This is a genomic window from Streptomyces sp. NPDC033178, assembly GCF_055577685.1.
In genome coordinates this window covers 64,289-80,803 of the sequence record NZ_JBVIPT010000003.1, presented here as the reverse complement: position 1 = coordinate 80,803, position 16,515 = coordinate 64,289, and the positions used below count along the sequence as shown (strand labels likewise).

At 70.4% G+C, this 16,515-nt stretch carries 11 protein-coding genes; 7 read left to right on the top strand and 4 right to left on the bottom strand.

The annotated features are described in order from the left end of the window. The first annotated feature begins 194 nt into the window (after positions 1 to 194). Together ACZ5VQ_RS07715 and ACZ5VQ_RS07710 are read left to right on the top strand one after the other, a co-directional pair. Entirely contained in the window at positions 195 to 1,940 is a 1,746-nt protein-coding gene (locus ACZ5VQ_RS07715) for a putative Ig domain-containing protein (RefSeq protein ID WP_469104129.1), read from the top strand. A gap of 392 nt (positions 1,941 to 2,332) precedes the next feature. Then, positions 2,333 to 3,052 carry a hypothetical protein gene (locus ACZ5VQ_RS07710; protein ID WP_469104128.1) on the top strand — a complete coding sequence of 240 codons (720 nt, stop codon included), beginning with the start codon at positions 2,333 to 2,335 and terminating at the stop codon, positions 3,050 to 3,052. Positions 3,053 to 3,103: 51 nt separating this feature from the next. Here ACZ5VQ_RS07710 and ACZ5VQ_RS07705 read toward each other — a convergent pair whose 3' ends face one another. Together ACZ5VQ_RS07705 and ACZ5VQ_RS07700 are read right to left on the bottom strand one after the other, a co-directional pair. Next, positions 3,104 to 4,174, bottom strand: a complete 1,071-nt coding sequence (locus ACZ5VQ_RS07705) for a LacI family DNA-binding transcriptional regulator (protein WP_469104127.1) — start codon at positions 4,172 to 4,174, stop codon at positions 3,104 to 3,106. Positions 4,175 to 4,325: 151 nt separating this feature from the next. Next, complete coding sequence (locus ACZ5VQ_RS07700; RefSeq protein WP_469104126.1) at positions 4,326 to 6,158, bottom strand: helix-turn-helix domain-containing protein; 1,833 nt, start codon at positions 6,156 to 6,158, stop codon at positions 4,326 to 4,328. Between the two features lie 226 nt (positions 6,159 to 6,384). Here ACZ5VQ_RS07700 and ACZ5VQ_RS07695 point away from each other — a divergent pair, with 226 nt between their 5' ends. The 5 genes from ACZ5VQ_RS07695 to ACZ5VQ_RS07675 all read left to right on the top strand — a co-directional run bounded on the left by ACZ5VQ_RS07695 (position 6,385) and on the right by ACZ5VQ_RS07675 (position 13,299). Then, positions 6,385 to 8,133, top strand: a complete 1,749-nt coding sequence (locus ACZ5VQ_RS07695; protein WP_469104569.1) for an FAD-dependent oxidoreductase — start codon at positions 6,385 to 6,387, stop codon at positions 8,131 to 8,133. A gap of 142 nt (positions 8,134 to 8,275) precedes the next feature. Further along, positions 8,276 to 9,151, top strand: coding sequence for an intradiol ring-cleavage dioxygenase (locus tag ACZ5VQ_RS07690; protein ID WP_469104125.1), 876 nt, complete (start codon positions 8,276 to 8,278; stop codon positions 9,149 to 9,151). A 23-nt stretch (positions 9,152 to 9,174) separates the two neighbouring features. Further along, positions 9,175 to 10,221, top strand: coding sequence for a maleylacetate reductase (locus ACZ5VQ_RS07685; protein WP_469104568.1), 1,047 nt, complete (start codon positions 9,175 to 9,177; stop codon positions 10,219 to 10,221). Positions 10,222 to 10,399: 178 nt separating this feature from the next. Beyond that, entirely contained in the window at positions 10,400 to 11,656 is a 1,257-nt protein-coding gene (locus tag ACZ5VQ_RS07680; RefSeq protein WP_469104124.1) for a glucarate dehydratase family protein, read from the top strand. A gap of 170 nt (positions 11,657 to 11,826) precedes the next feature. Next, entirely contained in the window at positions 11,827 to 13,299 is a 1,473-nt protein-coding gene (locus ACZ5VQ_RS07675; protein WP_469104123.1) for a glycoside hydrolase, read from the top strand. On the opposite strand, the gene ACZ5VQ_RS07670 is transcribed toward ACZ5VQ_RS07675, so the two are convergent. Together ACZ5VQ_RS07670 and ACZ5VQ_RS07665 are read right to left on the bottom strand one after the other, a co-directional pair. Next, positions 13,289 to 15,418: a PQQ-dependent sugar dehydrogenase gene (locus ACZ5VQ_RS07670; protein ID WP_469104122.1), complete on the bottom strand. Its 2,130-nt coding sequence runs from the start codon at positions 15,416 to 15,418 to the stop codon at positions 13,289 to 13,291. The genes ACZ5VQ_RS07675 and ACZ5VQ_RS07670 overlap by 11 nt on opposite strands. A 5-nt stretch (positions 15,419 to 15,423) precedes the next feature. Continuing rightward, positions 15,424 to 16,452 (bottom strand): LamG-like jellyroll fold domain-containing protein, encoded by a 1,029-nt coding sequence (locus tag ACZ5VQ_RS07665; RefSeq protein ID WP_469104121.1) that lies wholly within the window; start codon positions 16,450 to 16,452, stop codon positions 15,424 to 15,426. Positions 16,453 to 16,515 lie beyond the last annotated feature (63 nt).

Sequence of the window (16,515 nt, the reverse complement as noted above, 5' to 3'; positions counted from 1 at the left end):
TCACCCCACCGAAATCGACAGTCGGTCCGCCCCGGACCTGTGGTTCGGGGCGTTCTCGGTACTGGGTCTTTTCGAAAGTCGGTGAAGACCCTTGACGCCGTTTCCGGACAGGAAGAAGCTCTGCGCACCCACTGATGACAACCGGTTGTCAGGATCGCTGCCGCACACAACCCGAAGCAGGAGATGACCAGTTGATGCGCTCACCCGCCGTCGCTCCCCTCGGCCGAGGCCGCTTCCTCCCTCTGTCGGCGGCCGACACCGCCGGAGCGGAGGAGGACGGTCCGGAGGCCGCCGACCGGCTGGTGGTGCATCCCGTCCCGACCGGATTGCCGCTCAACACCAGCTTCTCCGTCAAGGCCCGCAAGCCCGGCGGCGGGTGGCGGACCGTGCCCGTACTGCGCGCCCGGACGAGGACCGTGGACGAGACGACCGGCGCGGGCGTCGTCAGGAACTCGTCGGTCGCCAACCTGGACTTCACCGGCACGGTCGAGGTCGAAATCACCTCCGCCAAGGGCGCCATCGGCTCCGCACGGGTCCGTCCCCTGTCGTACGCCGTCGAGCACGAGGTGAGCGGCGACACCGTCCGCTTCAGCCTCAGCGAGCCGCGCAACCTCTCCGTCGAGATCGACGGCGACCTCTACGACAACCTCCATCTGCACGCCAACCCGGTCGAGCAGCAGCGGCCCGACGCCGACGACCCGGACGTGATCTACTTCGGCCCCGGTATCCACACCGTCCCGGACAACGTGCTGCAGGTACCCAGCGGAAAGACGGTCTACCTGGCCGGCGGCGCGGTGCTCAAGGCCCGAGTGGACTTCACGAACGTCGAGAACGCCGGGCTGATCGGCCGGGGCATCCTGTACGACACGGACGGCGGCACCACGGTGGCGTTCTCCAGGAACATCGAGATCGACGGCATCCTCGTCCTCGACCCGAGGACCGGCTACTCCTGCGCCATCGGCCAGTCCCAGCAGGTCACCGTCCGCAACCTGCACTCGTACAGCTGTGGCCAATGGGGCGACGGCATCGACGTGTTCAGCAGCGAGGACGTCCTGATCGAGGGCGTCTTCATGCGCAACAGCGACGACTGCGTCGCCGTCTACGCCCACCGCTGGGACTACTACGGCGACTGCCGCAACATCACCGTCCGCGACTCCACCCTGTGGGCCGATGTCGCGCACCCGGTGAACATCGGCACGCACGGCAACCCGGAGAAACGCGAGGTCATCGAGAACATCGTCCTCAGCAACATCGACGTCCTCCAGCACCGCGAGCCGCAGGTGCTCTACCAGGGCTGTCTCGCGCTGAATCCCGGCGACGGCAACCTCATCCGGAACGTCCGCATCCAGGACGTCCGGGTCGAGGACTTCACCTGCGGCCAGCTGGTCAACATGCGGGTCATGGCCAACCGGTACAACGCCTCGCCCGGCCGGGGCATCGAGGACGTGTACGTGCGGAACCTGACGTACGACGGTACGCACGCGGACACCGCGATCCTGACCGGCTACGACGCCGACCGGCCCGTCAAGAACGTCACCTTCCAGAACCTGACGGTCAACGGCACGGTCGTCCACCACGGGATGGAGAAGCCGGGCTGGTTCCTGACCACCGACATGGTGCCGATGTTCGCCAACGAGCACGTGTGGAACCTCCGCTTCCTCGACGAGGCGACGGCCGCCTCCACCGTGACTCCGGAGATCACCGGCGCGGGCGAGGCGACGGCCACCAGGGACCGCGCCTTCAACCACCTCGTCATCGCGACCGCGTTGCCGACGTCGTTCGACGCCGAGGGGCTGCCCATGGGCCTGGTCATCGACAAGGGCACGGGCCTGATCTCCGGGACCCCGTTGGCGCTCGGCACCAGCACGGTCACCGTCTCGGCCACGAACGCGGCGGGCACGGCGACCAAGTCCCTCAGGCTCACTGTCCGGAACGTGTGAGGGGGGAGCAGGCCGTGCTACCCGGTCGAGATCGTTTCCGTGCGAACCGAGCAGTACGGCCGGGCCGTACGTACTACTGCACGGTCTCCGCCACCAACCCGCAGGAGGCAAGCGGCAGCAGCTCGGGGTGGGTGGCGGCGACCGTCGGCCTCCCCACTGCGCGGCGACGGACGCGCACCGCGACTGCGTCGAGACCGCATCTGGACTGCCTCCGGCGCGGCCGCTTCCCCCGATGACGGCGTCGCCCGGACCCCCCTCGCCGAGGGAGAGATCCCCGGCTTCGGCGACGCCCCCCCGGTGGTCTCACCGCCGCCCTCGCGGTCGGCGCCTCCGCCGCTGCCCTCACCGGCAGTACGGCAGCGGCGGCCCCGGCCACCTTCACCCACCCGGGCATGCTGCACGCGTACGGCGAACTCAACCGGGCCAAGGTACGGGTGGCCGCGGGGAACGACCCCTGGCTGTCCGGCTGGAACCGGCTGACCGCCAACTCCCACTCCGCCAGTACGTGGACGCCGCGTCCGCAGGCCACGATCATCCGCGGCGGCACCGGCGAGAACTACGGCATCCTCTGCGACGACGCCGCCAAGTACGACCAGGCCGTGAACTACTTCAGGAACGGCGCGGGCAACGGCTCCATCAACCACGCCGTCCCGTTCGTGTACGACTCGCAGGGTCTCGCCCAGTGGCAGGAGAGCGGGCGCGACCAGGGCCACACCATGATGGGCATGGGCCAGATGGGCGCCTTCTGCGAGATGGCCTGGTCACAGGGCGACGACCTGTACGGCTACGGCGACAACCGGTTCATGAAGGCGGCCCAGTACGTCGCCAAGTACAACCTCGGGCAGGACGTGCCCTTCACGACGTACACCTGGGGCACGGGTCAGAACTGTGCCCAGCAGTCGCACACCGTGATCTCCGCGTCGAGCCGGGGGCAGGTCAGGCCGGCGTGGGACCTCCTCCACTACCACTACGCCCGTCGGCGCGGGCTGTCCGTCCCGTACATCACCGCCATGGCCGAGAGCGTGCGGCCCGAGGGCGGTGGGGGTGACTACGGCGCCGCCAGCGGGGGCTTCGACCAGCTGGGCTTCGGGACGCTGATGTACGCCAAGTAGGCGCTGAAACCCGGCACTTGGAGCGACGGTGCCTGCTGTGTCCGCCGCCGGTCACTGACGTGTGTCCGGTGGCGGTGCCACCGAGGCCCGTACGACCACGTGCGTGCCCAGGAGCAGATGTTCGTCGGGGGCGTCCGGCGTGCGGGTCAGGGCTGTGCGGACCGCGAGCCGGCCGAGGTCCTCGTAGGGGACGTGGACGGTGGTCAGCGGCGGGTTGAGGTCCCGGGCGAAGGGGATGTCGTCGTAGCCGACCAGGGAGACGTCCTTCGGGACGGAGAGCCCCGCCTCGTGGAGGGCGGTCAGGGCTCCCGAGGCGACCATGTCGGTGGACGCCATGACCGCGGTGAAGTCGAGGCCCTGGGCGAGTGCCTGGCGGACGAGGCGGTGGCCCGAGTCGCGGGTGAAGTCGCCGAAGAGGCGCAGGGCCGGGTCCGCGGTGACGCCGCGGGCCCGGTGGGCCGCGAGGTAGCCCTGTTCGCGGCCCCGGGCCGTGGTGTTGGACGGTTTGCCGCCCAGGAAGAGGACGCGTCGGTGGCCCTGGGCGAGGAGATGGGCGCAGAGTGCGTACGCCCCGCTCTCGTTGTCGTATTCGATGACGGTCACCGGAGTGCCCGGGTCCAGGGGCGGGCGGCCGCAGAGGACCAGGCGGGAGCCCGCGGAGGCCAGGGAGTCGGCGATACGGGCCATGCGTTCGCGGTACTCGGCGGTGTCCGCGGTTCCGCCGACCAGGATCACCGCGGCGGCACGCTGGGCGCGCATCATCTCGATGAACTCCAGCTGGCGTTCGGCGTCGCCGTCCGTGCTGCACACGAGGGACAGATGGCCGAGCCGTGTCGCCTCGCGTTCCACACCGTGTGCCATGTGCGCGAAGGACGGGCCCGTGATGTCGTCGAGGACGAACGCGAGCGTGGGAGTGCCCGCCCCCGCGATGGCCTTGGCGCGGGCGTCCGCCACGTAGTCGAGATCGCGGACCGCCCGCATCACGCGGGTACGGGTCGATGTGCTGACCGGGTAGTCGCCGCCGAGGACGCGCGACACCGTGGACGCCGATACGCCGGCCCGTGCCGCCACGTCCCGGATGGTGCGCCGGCCCGCGACGTCGCCGGTGGTCTTCCTGGTCATGACCCGCCCCTCTTCTCCGCCCCGGAAGCGACTCGTCCGCCGTCCGGGTACGCCCCACCCCCGGGAAGTGCGGCAACGCTCGTGGCAACCGGTTCCCGGGCCGGAGGCTAGCAGGGGGAGCGGCGGACGGGGAGGGGGCGGAATCCGGCTGTCACAGGGAGTAGCCCCGCAGCTTTCGGTACAGCGTCGCGCGGGCGATGCCCAGCGCCGCCGCGGCACGTGCCTTGTTGCCGCCGTGACGGCGCAGCGACTCCAGGATGGCGGTGCGCTCGGCGAGTTCCATCGGACTCAGCTGCCGGGTCGCGGGGCCCTCCCGGACGGGATCCGGGAGTTCGGCGCGTCGCACCGGGCCCGCCACCTGGCGATGCTCGGCCAACGCCCTGACGAGATGGGCGAGTTCCGTGATGTTCCCGGGCCACGGATGACGTTCCAGGGCCCGTAGCGCGTCCAGCGTCCAGGTGAGCGGCGGCCGTCCCGGCACCGGCCTCGGAGCCAGTTCGGGGAGCAACTCCCTGATGTCGTCCGGGCGTTCGCGCAGCGCCGGGAGGGTCACCGAGCGGGCGGCCAGCGTGTCGAGCAGCCGCTGGAGGCAGGGGCCCGGGGGAGTGCCGGGTGTGTACGTGAGGAGCAGGGCTGCGTCCGGGCGTTCGTCGAGCAGTGAGTTGAGAGCGGCGACGTCGGCCTGGGCGAGGCGCTCGGCATGGCGGAGGAGGAGCGCGCGGTCGCTCGCGAGTGTCGTTGCCCAGATGTCCGGTTCGTCGACCGGGCCCTCCGCCGCGTCCACGACCAGCGGATCCAGATCCCCGCGCGCTGTCAGCAACTCCCTTGCCAGGGCGGTCTTTCCGGTGCCGCGCTCCCCGGTCAGGAGCAGGGGCTCCCGGGAACGGGCCAGTTCTGAGGCCTTCGCCGTCGCGTGACGCCATGGCACCGAACGCCCGGCGAGCGCGACCCGGGGCTGCTGCGCATGCGGTCGCACCGCTTCGCCGGCGGGCGGCTCGACCACGGCGACCACACCGATGACCGTGCCCTCATGGCGCACGGGGGTGACACGCGCCGTGCCCGTGCCGTCGGGGAGTTCGAGGTCGTAGGCGACGGAGCCGTTCCTGTGCCGTGCCGAGTCGTACGGCTCAGCTGGGGCGTACGCCTCAGAAGTGCCGGCCGGTTCGGAGGGGTCGTACGCCTCGGCGGGGTCGGTGTCGTCCTGCTCCGAGCCGTTCGCCGCCGCGGTCCGTTCCAGCACCGCCACCGCGCCCGGCGACAGCATTCCCGCTGCCGCGTCGCTCAGCAGCCGGTTCTTTCCGTCGAGCGCCACGACCGCCGCCCCAGGCTGTGCGGCGGCCCGCTGGAAGGCGTCCAGCAGCACGCGTTCCGTCGTACGGGACCGGGCCAGCAGTTCCGCCTCGACGGCCGTCGCCGTGGCCTCGGCCAGGGCGGCGCCGGGATGCGGCGTGCACCCGGTGCACAGGCCGCACGCGACGGTCACCGTGCCCAGGACCTGGCCGTTCTCCGGGGCCAGCACCGGCACGCTGACGGCGGACACGTCCTGCCACAGGTCGAGGAAGTGCTCCGGGCCGTGCACCTCCGCGCGACGCCGGGTGCGCAGGGCGAGGGCCGCGCTGTTGTGCCCGACCTCCTGCTCGGACAGGTCATGGCACTTCTCGTCGACGGGCCCGCTCCCGGCCGACCAGAGCACGCGCAGCCGCTCGTCGGTGAGGACGAGGGACGTCTGCCCGGAGGCGAGGGCGGGGGCGAGCCGTTCCAGCACGGGCCGCGCGGCGGTCAGCAGGGCCGACCGCGCGGGAAGCAGGGGCTCGGAGGGTTCCGTCAAGTCGTGCCGTACGCCGAAGAAACGGGCACGCCGCCAGGCGGCGACGATCTCGTCAGGCACGTCGTCGGGCAGCGGGCGTCCCGTCAGGAACCGCTCTCGCGCCTGGCGCAGCGGCGTGAGAGCGGGGCGGGCGGGGGACTCTTCGGTGGTCGTCACGGCGCCTCCCACCGTACCGGGCATGGTTGAACACGTAACAAAGGGGCGCCCCCGCTGTGTTCCGCGCCCGCATCGGTGTCCCGTTGAACCCACATAGGTGCCGCGTAGACCCGCGCCGATGTCCCGCAAACCCGCGCCGGTGTCTCGTAATGAGACACCCGCGTTCCCGTGCACCGCACCATGATCATGAATGGTTGGTGCTGTTCTCATCCTCTGGAGCGTGCCCGTGCACACCGTCGAGCCCGTAGTCGAGACCGACGTACTCATCGTGGGCAGCGGCCCCGCGGGCGCCTCGGCCGCCCTGGCCCTCAGCACCTACGGCGTGCCCAACATCGTGGTCACCCGCTACGCGAGCCTCGCCGACACGCCCCGCGCCCACATCACCAACCAGCGCACGATGGAGGTCCTGCGCGACCTCGGCGTCGAGCAGGAGGTCGTCGCGCAGGCCACGCCCCAGCACCTGATGGGCAACACCACCTTCTGCACCAGCCTGGCCGGTGAGGAACTCGGCCGCGTCCGCTCCTGGGGCAACGACCCCCTCGTACAGGCCGCGCACGACCTCGCCAGCCCGACCCGTATGTGCGACATGCCGCAGCACCTCATGGAGCCGGTGCTCGTCGACGCCGCCGTCGCGCGTGGCACCCACCTCCGCTTCAGCACGGTCTACAAGTCGTTCGTCCAGGACGCCGACGGAGTCACGGTCACCGTCGAGGACCGGCTGCGCGGCGACGAGTACACCATCCGCGCCAAGTACCTGATAGGCGCCGACGGGGGCCGCTCGAAGGTCGCCGAGGACGCGGGTCTGCCGATGGGCGGCCAGATGGGCGTGGCCGGCAGCATCAACATCGTCTTCGACGCGGACCTGAGCAAGTACACCGCGCACCGGCCGTCCACGCTCTACTGGGTGCTCGCCCCGGGCGCGACCGTCGGCGGCATCGGCGCGGGCCTCGTCCGCAACGTCCGCCCCTGGAACGAGTGGATGATCGTCTGGGGCTACGACGTGACCGCGGGCGCGCCCGACCTCACCACCGAGTACGCGGAGTCCATCGTCCGCAGACTCGTCGGTGACGACGAGATCCCCGTGACCATCAAGTCCTCCTCGGCGTGGACGGTCAACGAGATGTACGCCGAGTCGTACTCGAACGGCCGCGTCTTCTGCGCGGGCGACGCCACGCACCGCCATCCGCCGTCCAACGGCCTCGGCTCCAACACCTCCGTCCAGGACGCGTACAACCTGGCGTGGAAGCTCAGGCTCGTCCTCGACGGCTCCGCCTCGCCCAAGCTCCTCGACACGTACACCGCCGAGCGCGCCCCGGTCGGCCGGCAGATCGTCACCCGCGCCAACAAGTCCATCGGCGAGACCGCACCGATCTTCGAGGCACTCGACGGCCTCTCCCCGCAGAGCCCCGAGCAGCTGTGGGCCAACATCGCCGCCCGCAAGGACGCCACCGAGGCCGCCGAGAAGCAGCGCGCCCGGCTCCGCGAGGCGATCGCCTTCAAGGCGTACGAGTTCAACGCGCACGGGGTCGATCTCAATCAGCGGTACGTGTCGGACGCGGTCGTTCCCGACGGCACGCCCGATCCCGGATTCGATCGCGATCCCGAGCTGTACCACCAACCCTCGTCGCGGCCCGGCGCCAAGCTGCCGCATGCGTGGATCACGGCCGGGGACCGGACCCTCTCCACCCTCGACGCGGCGGGGCAGGGGCGCTTCACGCTGTTCACCGGCATCGGCGGTGACTGCTGGGTGCGGGCCGCCGAGGCCGTCGGCCTCGATATCGCCACCGTCGTCATCGGGCCCGGTCAGCAGTACGAGGATCCGTACGGCGACTGGGCGCGGCTGAGCGAGGTCTCCGACCCGGGCGTGCTGCTTGTGCGGCCCGACGGGTATGTGGCGTTTCGGTACGCGACGGCTGCCGGGGATGCGGAGGAGTTGCTGGGGGGTGCGGTGCGGCGGATCCTCGGTCACGGGTAGCTCTGAGGGTTGGTGGGGCCGGGCGCGCCCACGCGGCGGAGCCGCACATCGACACGGCCCCGAGCCCCTGAAAGGGCGCCCCGGTGCAGACGGGGTAGGACAATGATCGTCGGGAGCGGGACATGGTGAATCAGGAGTCGTCATGACCATCGATGCCAGCGGGACCGCGGTCACCGAGGAGGCCGTCGGGAGTCTTGGTGCGGGTACCGATCCGCGGTTGCGGGAGTTGCTCACCGGTCTGATCCGGCACCTTCACGACTTCGCGCGGGAGACGCGGCTCACCCAGGAGGAGTGGGAGCGGGCGATCGGGTTTCTGACGGCGACCGGGCAGACGTGCACCGACACCCGGCAGGAGTTCATTCTCCTGTCGGACGTGCTCGGACTGTCGATGCTGGTCGAGACCCTGAACGCCGACCGCGGCCCCGGCGCCACCGAGTCGACCGTCCTCGGCCCCTTCCACATGACCGAGTCCCCGGTCCGTGAACTCGGCGCGGACATCGACCTGGTGGGCAGCGGCGAACCGTGCGTGGTCAGCGGCCGGGTGCTCTCCCAGGACGGCACGCCGCTGCCCGGCGCGGTCCTCGACGTCTGGCAGGCCGACGCCGACGGCTTCTACGACGTGCAGCAGCCGGACCTCCAGCCGCCGGGCAACGGCCGCGGTCTGTTCACGGCGGACGCGGCGGGCCGCTTCTGGTTCCGCACCTGTGTACCGAGCCCGTACCCCATCCCCACCGACGGTCCGGTCGGCGACCTGCTCCGCGCCACCGGGCGGCACCCCTACCGCCCCGCCCACATCCACTTCATCGCCACCGCCCAGGGCCACGCCCCCGTCACGACGCACATCTTCGTGGCGGGCAGCGACTACCTCGGCTCGGACGCGGTGTTCGCGGTGAAGAGCAGTCTGGTCGAGGACTTCGCGGAGACCGACGACCCTTCCCTGGCACGGGAGTTCGGCATCCCGAACCCCTTCCGGCACGCCCGGTTCGATCTCGTACTGACTCCTGGGGCGAAGGCGTGAACTTCTCGTACGAGGCCCAGCCCATGCGGGTCGTCTTCCGGCCCGGCGCCTCGGTGAGCGCGACGGCCGGGGAGGCCCAACGGCTCGGTCTGCGGCGGGTGTTGGTGGTGTCCGGCACGCGCGGCGCCGACATCGCTCGGGCGGTCGCCGACTCGCTGGGCGAGCTGTGTGCGGGACTGCACGCCGAAGCCCGGATGCACGTTCCGGTGGAGGTCGCCGACCGCGCCGTCGAGGTGGCTCGCGCGGCCGGTGCCGACGGCTGCGTCGCCGTGGGCGGCGGTTCGTCGATCGGCCTCGGCAAGGCGATCGCGCTGCGCACGGGACTGCCCTTGATCGCCGTGCCCTCCACGTACTCCGGTTCCGAGATGACCCCCGTGTGGGGCCTCACCGAGCACGGCGCGAAGCGCACGGGGCGCCACCCGGCGGTCCTCCCGCGCAGCGTGGTGTACGACCCCGAGCTCACCCTCTCCATGCCCGTGCCCCTCTCCGTCACGAGCGGAGTCAACGCCGTCGCGCACGCGGTCGAGGCGCTGTACGCCCCCGACACCTCGCCCCTCGTCTCCCTGATGGCCGAGGAGGGCGTACGGGCGATGACCTCGGCCCTTCCGGAGATCGCTGCCGAGCCTTCGTCCCTGGAGGCCCGCGGGCGCGCCCTCTACGGGGCCTGGCTCTGCGGTTCCTGCCTGGGCGCGACCACCATGGGCCTGCACCACAAGCTCTGCCATGTGCTGGGCGGCACGTTCGGCCTGCCGCACGCCGAGACGCACACGGTCGTCCTCCCCTACGCCCTCGCGTACAACGCGCCCGCCGCTCCCGATGCGATCAGCGCCCTCGACCGCGCCCTCGGCACCGACGACGCCCCGCTCGCTCTGTGGTCCCTGTCCGGACGTCTCGGTGCACCTCGCTCTCTCGCTCAACTGGGTCTGGCCGAGGCCGACTTGGCGGTCGCGGCCGAGCAGGTCGCGGGGCAGGCGTACGCCAATCCACGCGAGGTCACGCACGAGGGCGCACTCGCCGTGCTGAGGGCGGCTTTCGCGGGGGACACCCCTCGCGCCGAGCTCCCGGAGTAGCTCCGGAGGGGCCCCGGAACGGTCCCGGAATGGCTGCCTTCTCTCCAGTCCATGTCTTGACATACACCTGAAACGATTCTTAGCTGGCTGCGCGCCATCCAGATTCATGAAGCAGGTCCATGGACGTGAATGGAGTGTGTGTGAAGCTCATCGACCACGGCCTGGAGGCAGTCCGCGCATGACCACCCCCGACAGTCGGATCCGTGAACTGGTCGTCACGCCGATCGCCTTCCGTGACCCGCCGCTCCTCAACTCCAGCGGTGTGCACGAGCCGCTCGCGCTGCGGCTGATCCTCCAACTCGTTCTGGAGGACGGCACGGTGGGCCTCGGCGAGTCGACCGGGGGTGACATCCGTATCGAACGGCTGGGGGCCGCGGCGCGGGCGGTCGTCGGCATGGACGTCTTCGACACCACGGCCGTCGCGGCCGCGATCGACTCCGTCCTGCTGCCCACCGTGCCCAGTTCCCACGAGCGCGGCTGGACCACCTCCGCCGTCGAGGTCGCCTGTCTGGACGCCCAGGGCAAGCTCCTCGGGCGTTCCGTCAGCGACCTGCTGGGCGGCGCGGTCCGCGACGCCGTGCCCTTCGCCGCGTACCTCTTCTACAAGTGGGCCGAACACCCGGCGCTCGACGGCAGTCCGGCCGTCGGTGACGAGTGGGGCGAGGCCCTCGACCCGGCGGGCATCGTCGAGCAGGCCCGGCTGATGCAACAGCGGTACGGATTTAGCTCGTTCAAGCTCAAGGGCGGTGTCTTCCCGCCCGACGAGGAGATCGCCGCGATGAAGGCACTCGCCGAGGCGTTCCCGGGCCAGCCGCTGCGGCTCGACCCCAACACGGCCTGGACGGTGGAGACTTCGCAGTACGTGGCGCGGGAGCTGGACGGCTGCCTGGAGTACCTGGAGGACCCCACCCCCACCATCTCGGGCATGGCCGAGGTCGCGAAGACCTCACCCATGCCGCTGGCCACCAACATGTGCGTGGTCGCCTGGGAGCACCTCAAGCCGGCCGTCGAGCAGGACGCCATCCAGGTACTGCTCACCGACCACCACTACTGGGGTGGACTCCGCCGCACCCGTGAACTCGCCGCCGTCTGCGAGGCGTTCGGCATCGGGCTGTCCATGCACTCCAACTCCCACCTGGGTATCAGCCTCGCCGCCATGACCCATGTGGCCGCCGCGATCCCGAACCTCGACACCTCCTGCGACACCCACTACCCGTGGAACTTCGCGGACGACGTCATCGTCCCCGGCGTGCTGGAGCTGCGGGACGGTGCGGTCGAGGTCCCCACGGGCCCCGGTCTCGGCGTCGAACTCGACCACGACGCGCTGGAGCGGCTCCACCGGGTCTATCTCGACTCGGGCATGAAGGGCCGCGACGACACCGGTTACATGCGGCGCGTCCACCCGGAGTACGAGCTCAAGCTTCCTCGGTGGTGATGCCGGCGCGCAGCTGAGGCCGCGCCGACACGGGCGCCCGTAGCCCGCTGTGGTGACACCGGTGTCCGTAAAACTATCGAAACAGAAAGCGCTGTCACGCGTCTCGACAACCGTTTGCCCCCGCCTCATTCTTCAACCAGGTTGTGGCATGAGCGCGACAGGAGACCTCCATGATGAAGCGCAGATCGCTGCTGGCGGCGGCGGGCGGCACGCTGCTGGGCAGTGCGCTGGCGACGGGCACCGCCCGCGCCGACGCGACCATCAGCGTCAACCCGGCTACCAGATACGGGAGTTGGGAAGGCTGGGGCACCTCGCTCGCGTGGTGGGCCAACGTGTTCGGCGCGCGGGACGACTTCGCCGACATCTTCTTCACCACCAAGTCCGTGGCGTACGGCGGCAGGACGCTGCCGGGTCTCGGCATGAACATCGCCCGCTACAACCTGGGCGCGTGCAGCCCGAACAGCGTGGGCGGCCAGTCCATGGTCGCCTCGCCCAACATCCCGGCCTTCAAGCAGATCGAGGGCTACTGGCAGGACTGGAACAACGAGGACCCCGCCTCCTCCGCCTGGGACTGGACGGCGGACGCCAACCAGCGCGCCGCCCTGGTGAAGGCCGTCCAACGCGGCGCGGTCACCGAGCTGTTCGCCAACTCGCCCATGTGGTGGATGTGCCTCAACCACAACCCGTCGGGCGCGTCAGGGGGCGGCAACAACCTCCAGTCCTGGAACTACCGCCAGCACGCCTCCCACCTGGCGGCCGTCGCCCTGCGCGCCAAGAACAACTGGGGTGTGAACTTCGCGACCGTCGACCCCTTCAACGAACCCTCGTCCTCCTGGTGGACCGCCACCGGCACCCAGGAGGGCTGCCACATGGACGCCGCCGTCCAGGCCGCCGTCCTCCCGTACATGCGCAGCGAGCTCGACGCGCGGGGCCTGTCCGGCATCAAGATCTCGGCGTCCGACGAGACGAGCTATGACCTGGCCCGTACGACCTGGAACTCCTTCGGGGCGTCGACGAAGGCTCTGGTCAGCCAGGTCAACGTGCACGGCTACCAGGGCTCCGGCGGCCGCCGCGACCTCCTCCACACGGATGTCGTGACGACCGCCGGCAAGAAGCTCTGGAACTCCGAGACCGGTGACAGCGACGGCTCCGGCCTCACCCTGGCGAGCAACCTGTGCCTGGACTTCCGCTGGCTGCACCCGACCGCCTGGGTCTACTGGCAGGTGATGGACCCCTCCACCGGCTGGGCCATGATCGCGTACGACGCGAGCACCCTGCAGCCGACCACCGTGCAGACCAAGTACTACGTGATGGCCCAGTTCAGCCGCCATATCCGCCCCGGGATGACCATCCTCGACACCGGCGTCGGGTACGCGGTCGCCGCCTACGACGCGACACAGAAGCGCCTCGTCATCGTGGCCGTCAACTCCGGTGCCGCACAGACGCTCACCTTCGACCTGTCCCGCTTCACCACGGTCACGGGCGGCAGCGGCGGGCTCGTACGGCGCTGGAACACCCTCACCTCCGGCAGCGGCGACCTCTACACGGCACGCTCGGACACCTACCTCAACGGCAAAAGCCTGAGCGTGCCGTTCGCCGCCGCCTCGGTGCAGACCTTCGAGATCGACGGTGTCACCGTGTGAGGGCGGCCCCGTCCGCGCCGGTGACCTTCAGGTCGCGCATCCGTCCGATGTTGTCGAACGAGCCGAAGCCCACCCGGCCGGAGGAGAGCGTGGTGTCGACGGCGGTCATCAGGGGCTGTTTCGAGCCGTCGAGATAGACCGCGATCTCACCGGTGCCCTTGCAGTGCACCACCCGCACCTTGTGCCAGGCCGAGTCGGTGATGGCAGGTGGCGCACCGGTGGTGCCGTTCCACTGGTCCTCCAGGCGCAGCCGGTCGGCGTCGTTCACGACGAAGATCCCGTTGTGCGGATAGATGGTGTTGTCGGTCGACAGGTGCGCGTAGTAGAACCTCGTGTCCGACTGGTGGCCGAACACGATGATCACGTCCCGGTTGGTGACCTCGACGGGCGTGTCGAGGCGGACCTGCGCGTCGATCCGTACGGAGCCGAAGGCCGGAGGGCCTGCGGTGAGCACGGCGTACTCGAAGGGACGCCGGGGGCCGGGGCGGGCGACCCCGGCCTCGGCGAGGATCGCCTCACGGCCGGGGAACCGCCACTTGGACGGGGTGACCGGCGCCCAGTTCCGGCCGGCCATGACGTTGGTGACCTTCGTGCCGTCGGTGTCGCAGGAGGCGAACTTCCGGGTGCCGGTCACCTTCCAGATCCTGCCGTTGGCCTTGGAGAGCAGATAGAGCCCGCCGTCGGCGTCCTGTCCGAAGCGCAGGTCGACCCGGTCGTCCCCGGCGAGGTCCTGCAGGGTCACCCGGGTGCCGCTCTCGTCGTACAACATCAGGTCGTACAGCCGGGCCAGATCCGTGCCGCCCCGGCGCATGTCCTTGGTGTCGGCGTAGAGGAGCCGGCCGTCGACGAGGTCGCCGAAGACGTACTTGCCGTACAGCTCGGGCAGGTCGCGGTCGCGGAGGACGAAGCCGCCGACGACGGCCCGTCCGACGTCGGAGGTGCAGTTCCAGTTGGCGGGTGGGTCGTGGTCGTAGGCGGCGACGGGATACGTGTAGCCGTACTTCTCGTCGTCGGCGGGCAGCGGCTGGATCTTGGCGCAGGGATCGGTGGCGGCCTTGTCGAAGACGAAGGCGCCCTCGCGTTCGCTCCAGCCGAGGTTGTCGCCCGCCCTCACCTCGTAGACGGCCTCGATGGCGTGCTCACCGATGTGGCCGAGGTACATACGGTTGCGGCCGCCGGAGTCCCAGCTGAACCGGTGCGGGTCGCGCATGCCGTACGCGTAGATCTCGCCGAGGGCGCCGGGGGTGCCGACGAAGGGATTGCGGGACGGGATGCCGTACTTGCCGTTGGCGCTGTCGCTGCCCCGCGGGTCGATGCGCAGGATCTTGCCGTGCGGCACAGCCAGGCTCTGGGGCTCGCTGTTCCTGGCGCCCTGGCCGCCGTCGCCGACGGCGAGGTAGAGCAGCCCGTAGTCCTTGTCGTGGGGCCGGGCTGTGGGGTTGAAGTCGATCTGCTGGATGCCGTGGACGCGGCCCGTGAAGCCGATCCGGAACACCTCGCGACGCGTGCCCTCGAAGGTGTCGGCCGAGGGGTCGTCAGCCGTCCACTCGGTGACGATGCCGTGGTACACCGTGTTCGACGCCTGCCGCATGTCGGGCACGGCCGTGGTGGCGGAGGCCAGTTCGGTGTGGACGGTGTAGAAACGGCCGTTCTTCTTGAACCGCGGGTCGAAGGTGACGAACCCGAAGCCCATGCCGAGACCCTGGCTGCCGAAGAACGCGGGGGAGAAGGTGCCGGCGACGTCGAGGTAGACGCGCGGGGTGCCGTTCTCGACGAGATACAGCTTGCCGTTGAGGTCCGGCACGGCCATCCGGCCCGAGCCGTCGGGGAGTTCGCTCAGATAGTTGATGCGGGCGTGCCGCATCAGACGCGGGTCGGTGACGGGACCGTCCGGCGGCTCGCTCTTCGGGAAGGCCGCGAACTCCTCAACGGTGAGCCCGATGCCGGAGGTGGTGGGCCGCTCGGGGATCGGGTCGGTGATCGGTTCGGCCGCGTGGGCCGTGGCGCCGGGCAGGGCGACGAGGACGGAAAGCAGCAGTGCCAGAACGAGTAACGGTGTCAGCAGGATGGGTCTGGGACGGGGCCCGAGTCCGGGTCTGGTGCCGGGGGATCCGGTCATGGCTGTCACTCCTCTGCGGCCTTGTGCGTGACCAGTCGGTACTGCGCTCGGACCAGCGCGGCGTCCACCGCGCGGTCGAGGAACATCAGGCTGTCCATACGGCAGTTGCAGGGATTGCCCTCCCGGGTGTTCTGCGGGAAGCTGCCGCCGATCTTGATACCTCGCGGGTCGGTGGCCGAGGTGCGGTGCGGGCCGGGGCCCGAGAGGTCCCAGGGGTCGCCGGGCACGGTGTAGAAGCCGTCCAGCGGCTTGCCGTTGCGGTAGAGAGCCATCTCACCGCTGTCGAAGTCGAAGGTCGCGGCGAGGAACACCCACTTGTCGGGCGGCAGCAGGGTCCGCCAGTCCTGGGAGGCCGCGAAGGTCTGGGAGGCGGCCCCGTCGATCCGCCGGCCGAGGGCGACGAGCCGGAGTTCGCCGTTCACGTTGATGAGTTCCAGCAGGGCGCGCACGCCATGTCCGTCGGAGTCTCCGGACAGCACCCCGGCTAGACCGATCGCGCCGTAGAGGTCGTCGGGGGAGGCCGTGTTGGAGTTGGGGCTCGGGTTCTGCCCGGTCATCTTGAACCACCCCATCACCGTGGTCCCGCGCACCGCGTTGAAGGCGTGCAGCGTCGGCACGCCGGACGCGGAGTACACGCCCGCCTTCCAGTCGTCATTGCCCGCGGCATCCGGATTGACCTGCCGCACCTGGAGCGAGGCCCGGCTGCCGTGGTGCGCGCCGTCCGGTGCCCGCATCCGGGCACCGCCACCGACGAGGTCGATGTCGGTGCCGGAGAAACCCCGGTCGCGTTCCCGGGCCGGATTTCCGCGTACCGGATGCTCGAAGTCGTAGTGGGCGGCGAGGTGGGGTCTCAGACCGGGGTGCACGGCGGACCCCGGCCGGCCGTCGCCGCGGGCCCCGGCCGGAGCCGCCGCCAGTGCCGTGAGAACTGTCAGGAGAACGGCCAGTACCGCCCCCTCGTACCGTCTGCGTGCTCTGTGCGGTCTACGGGCCTTACGGGGCCCACGAGGTCCGTGCCGTCTGCGCTCGACCATGTCGCTCGCTCCTTTGCGAGGCGTGCCACGTCATAGCTGTCCTTGCCGTGTGTCATCCCTGCG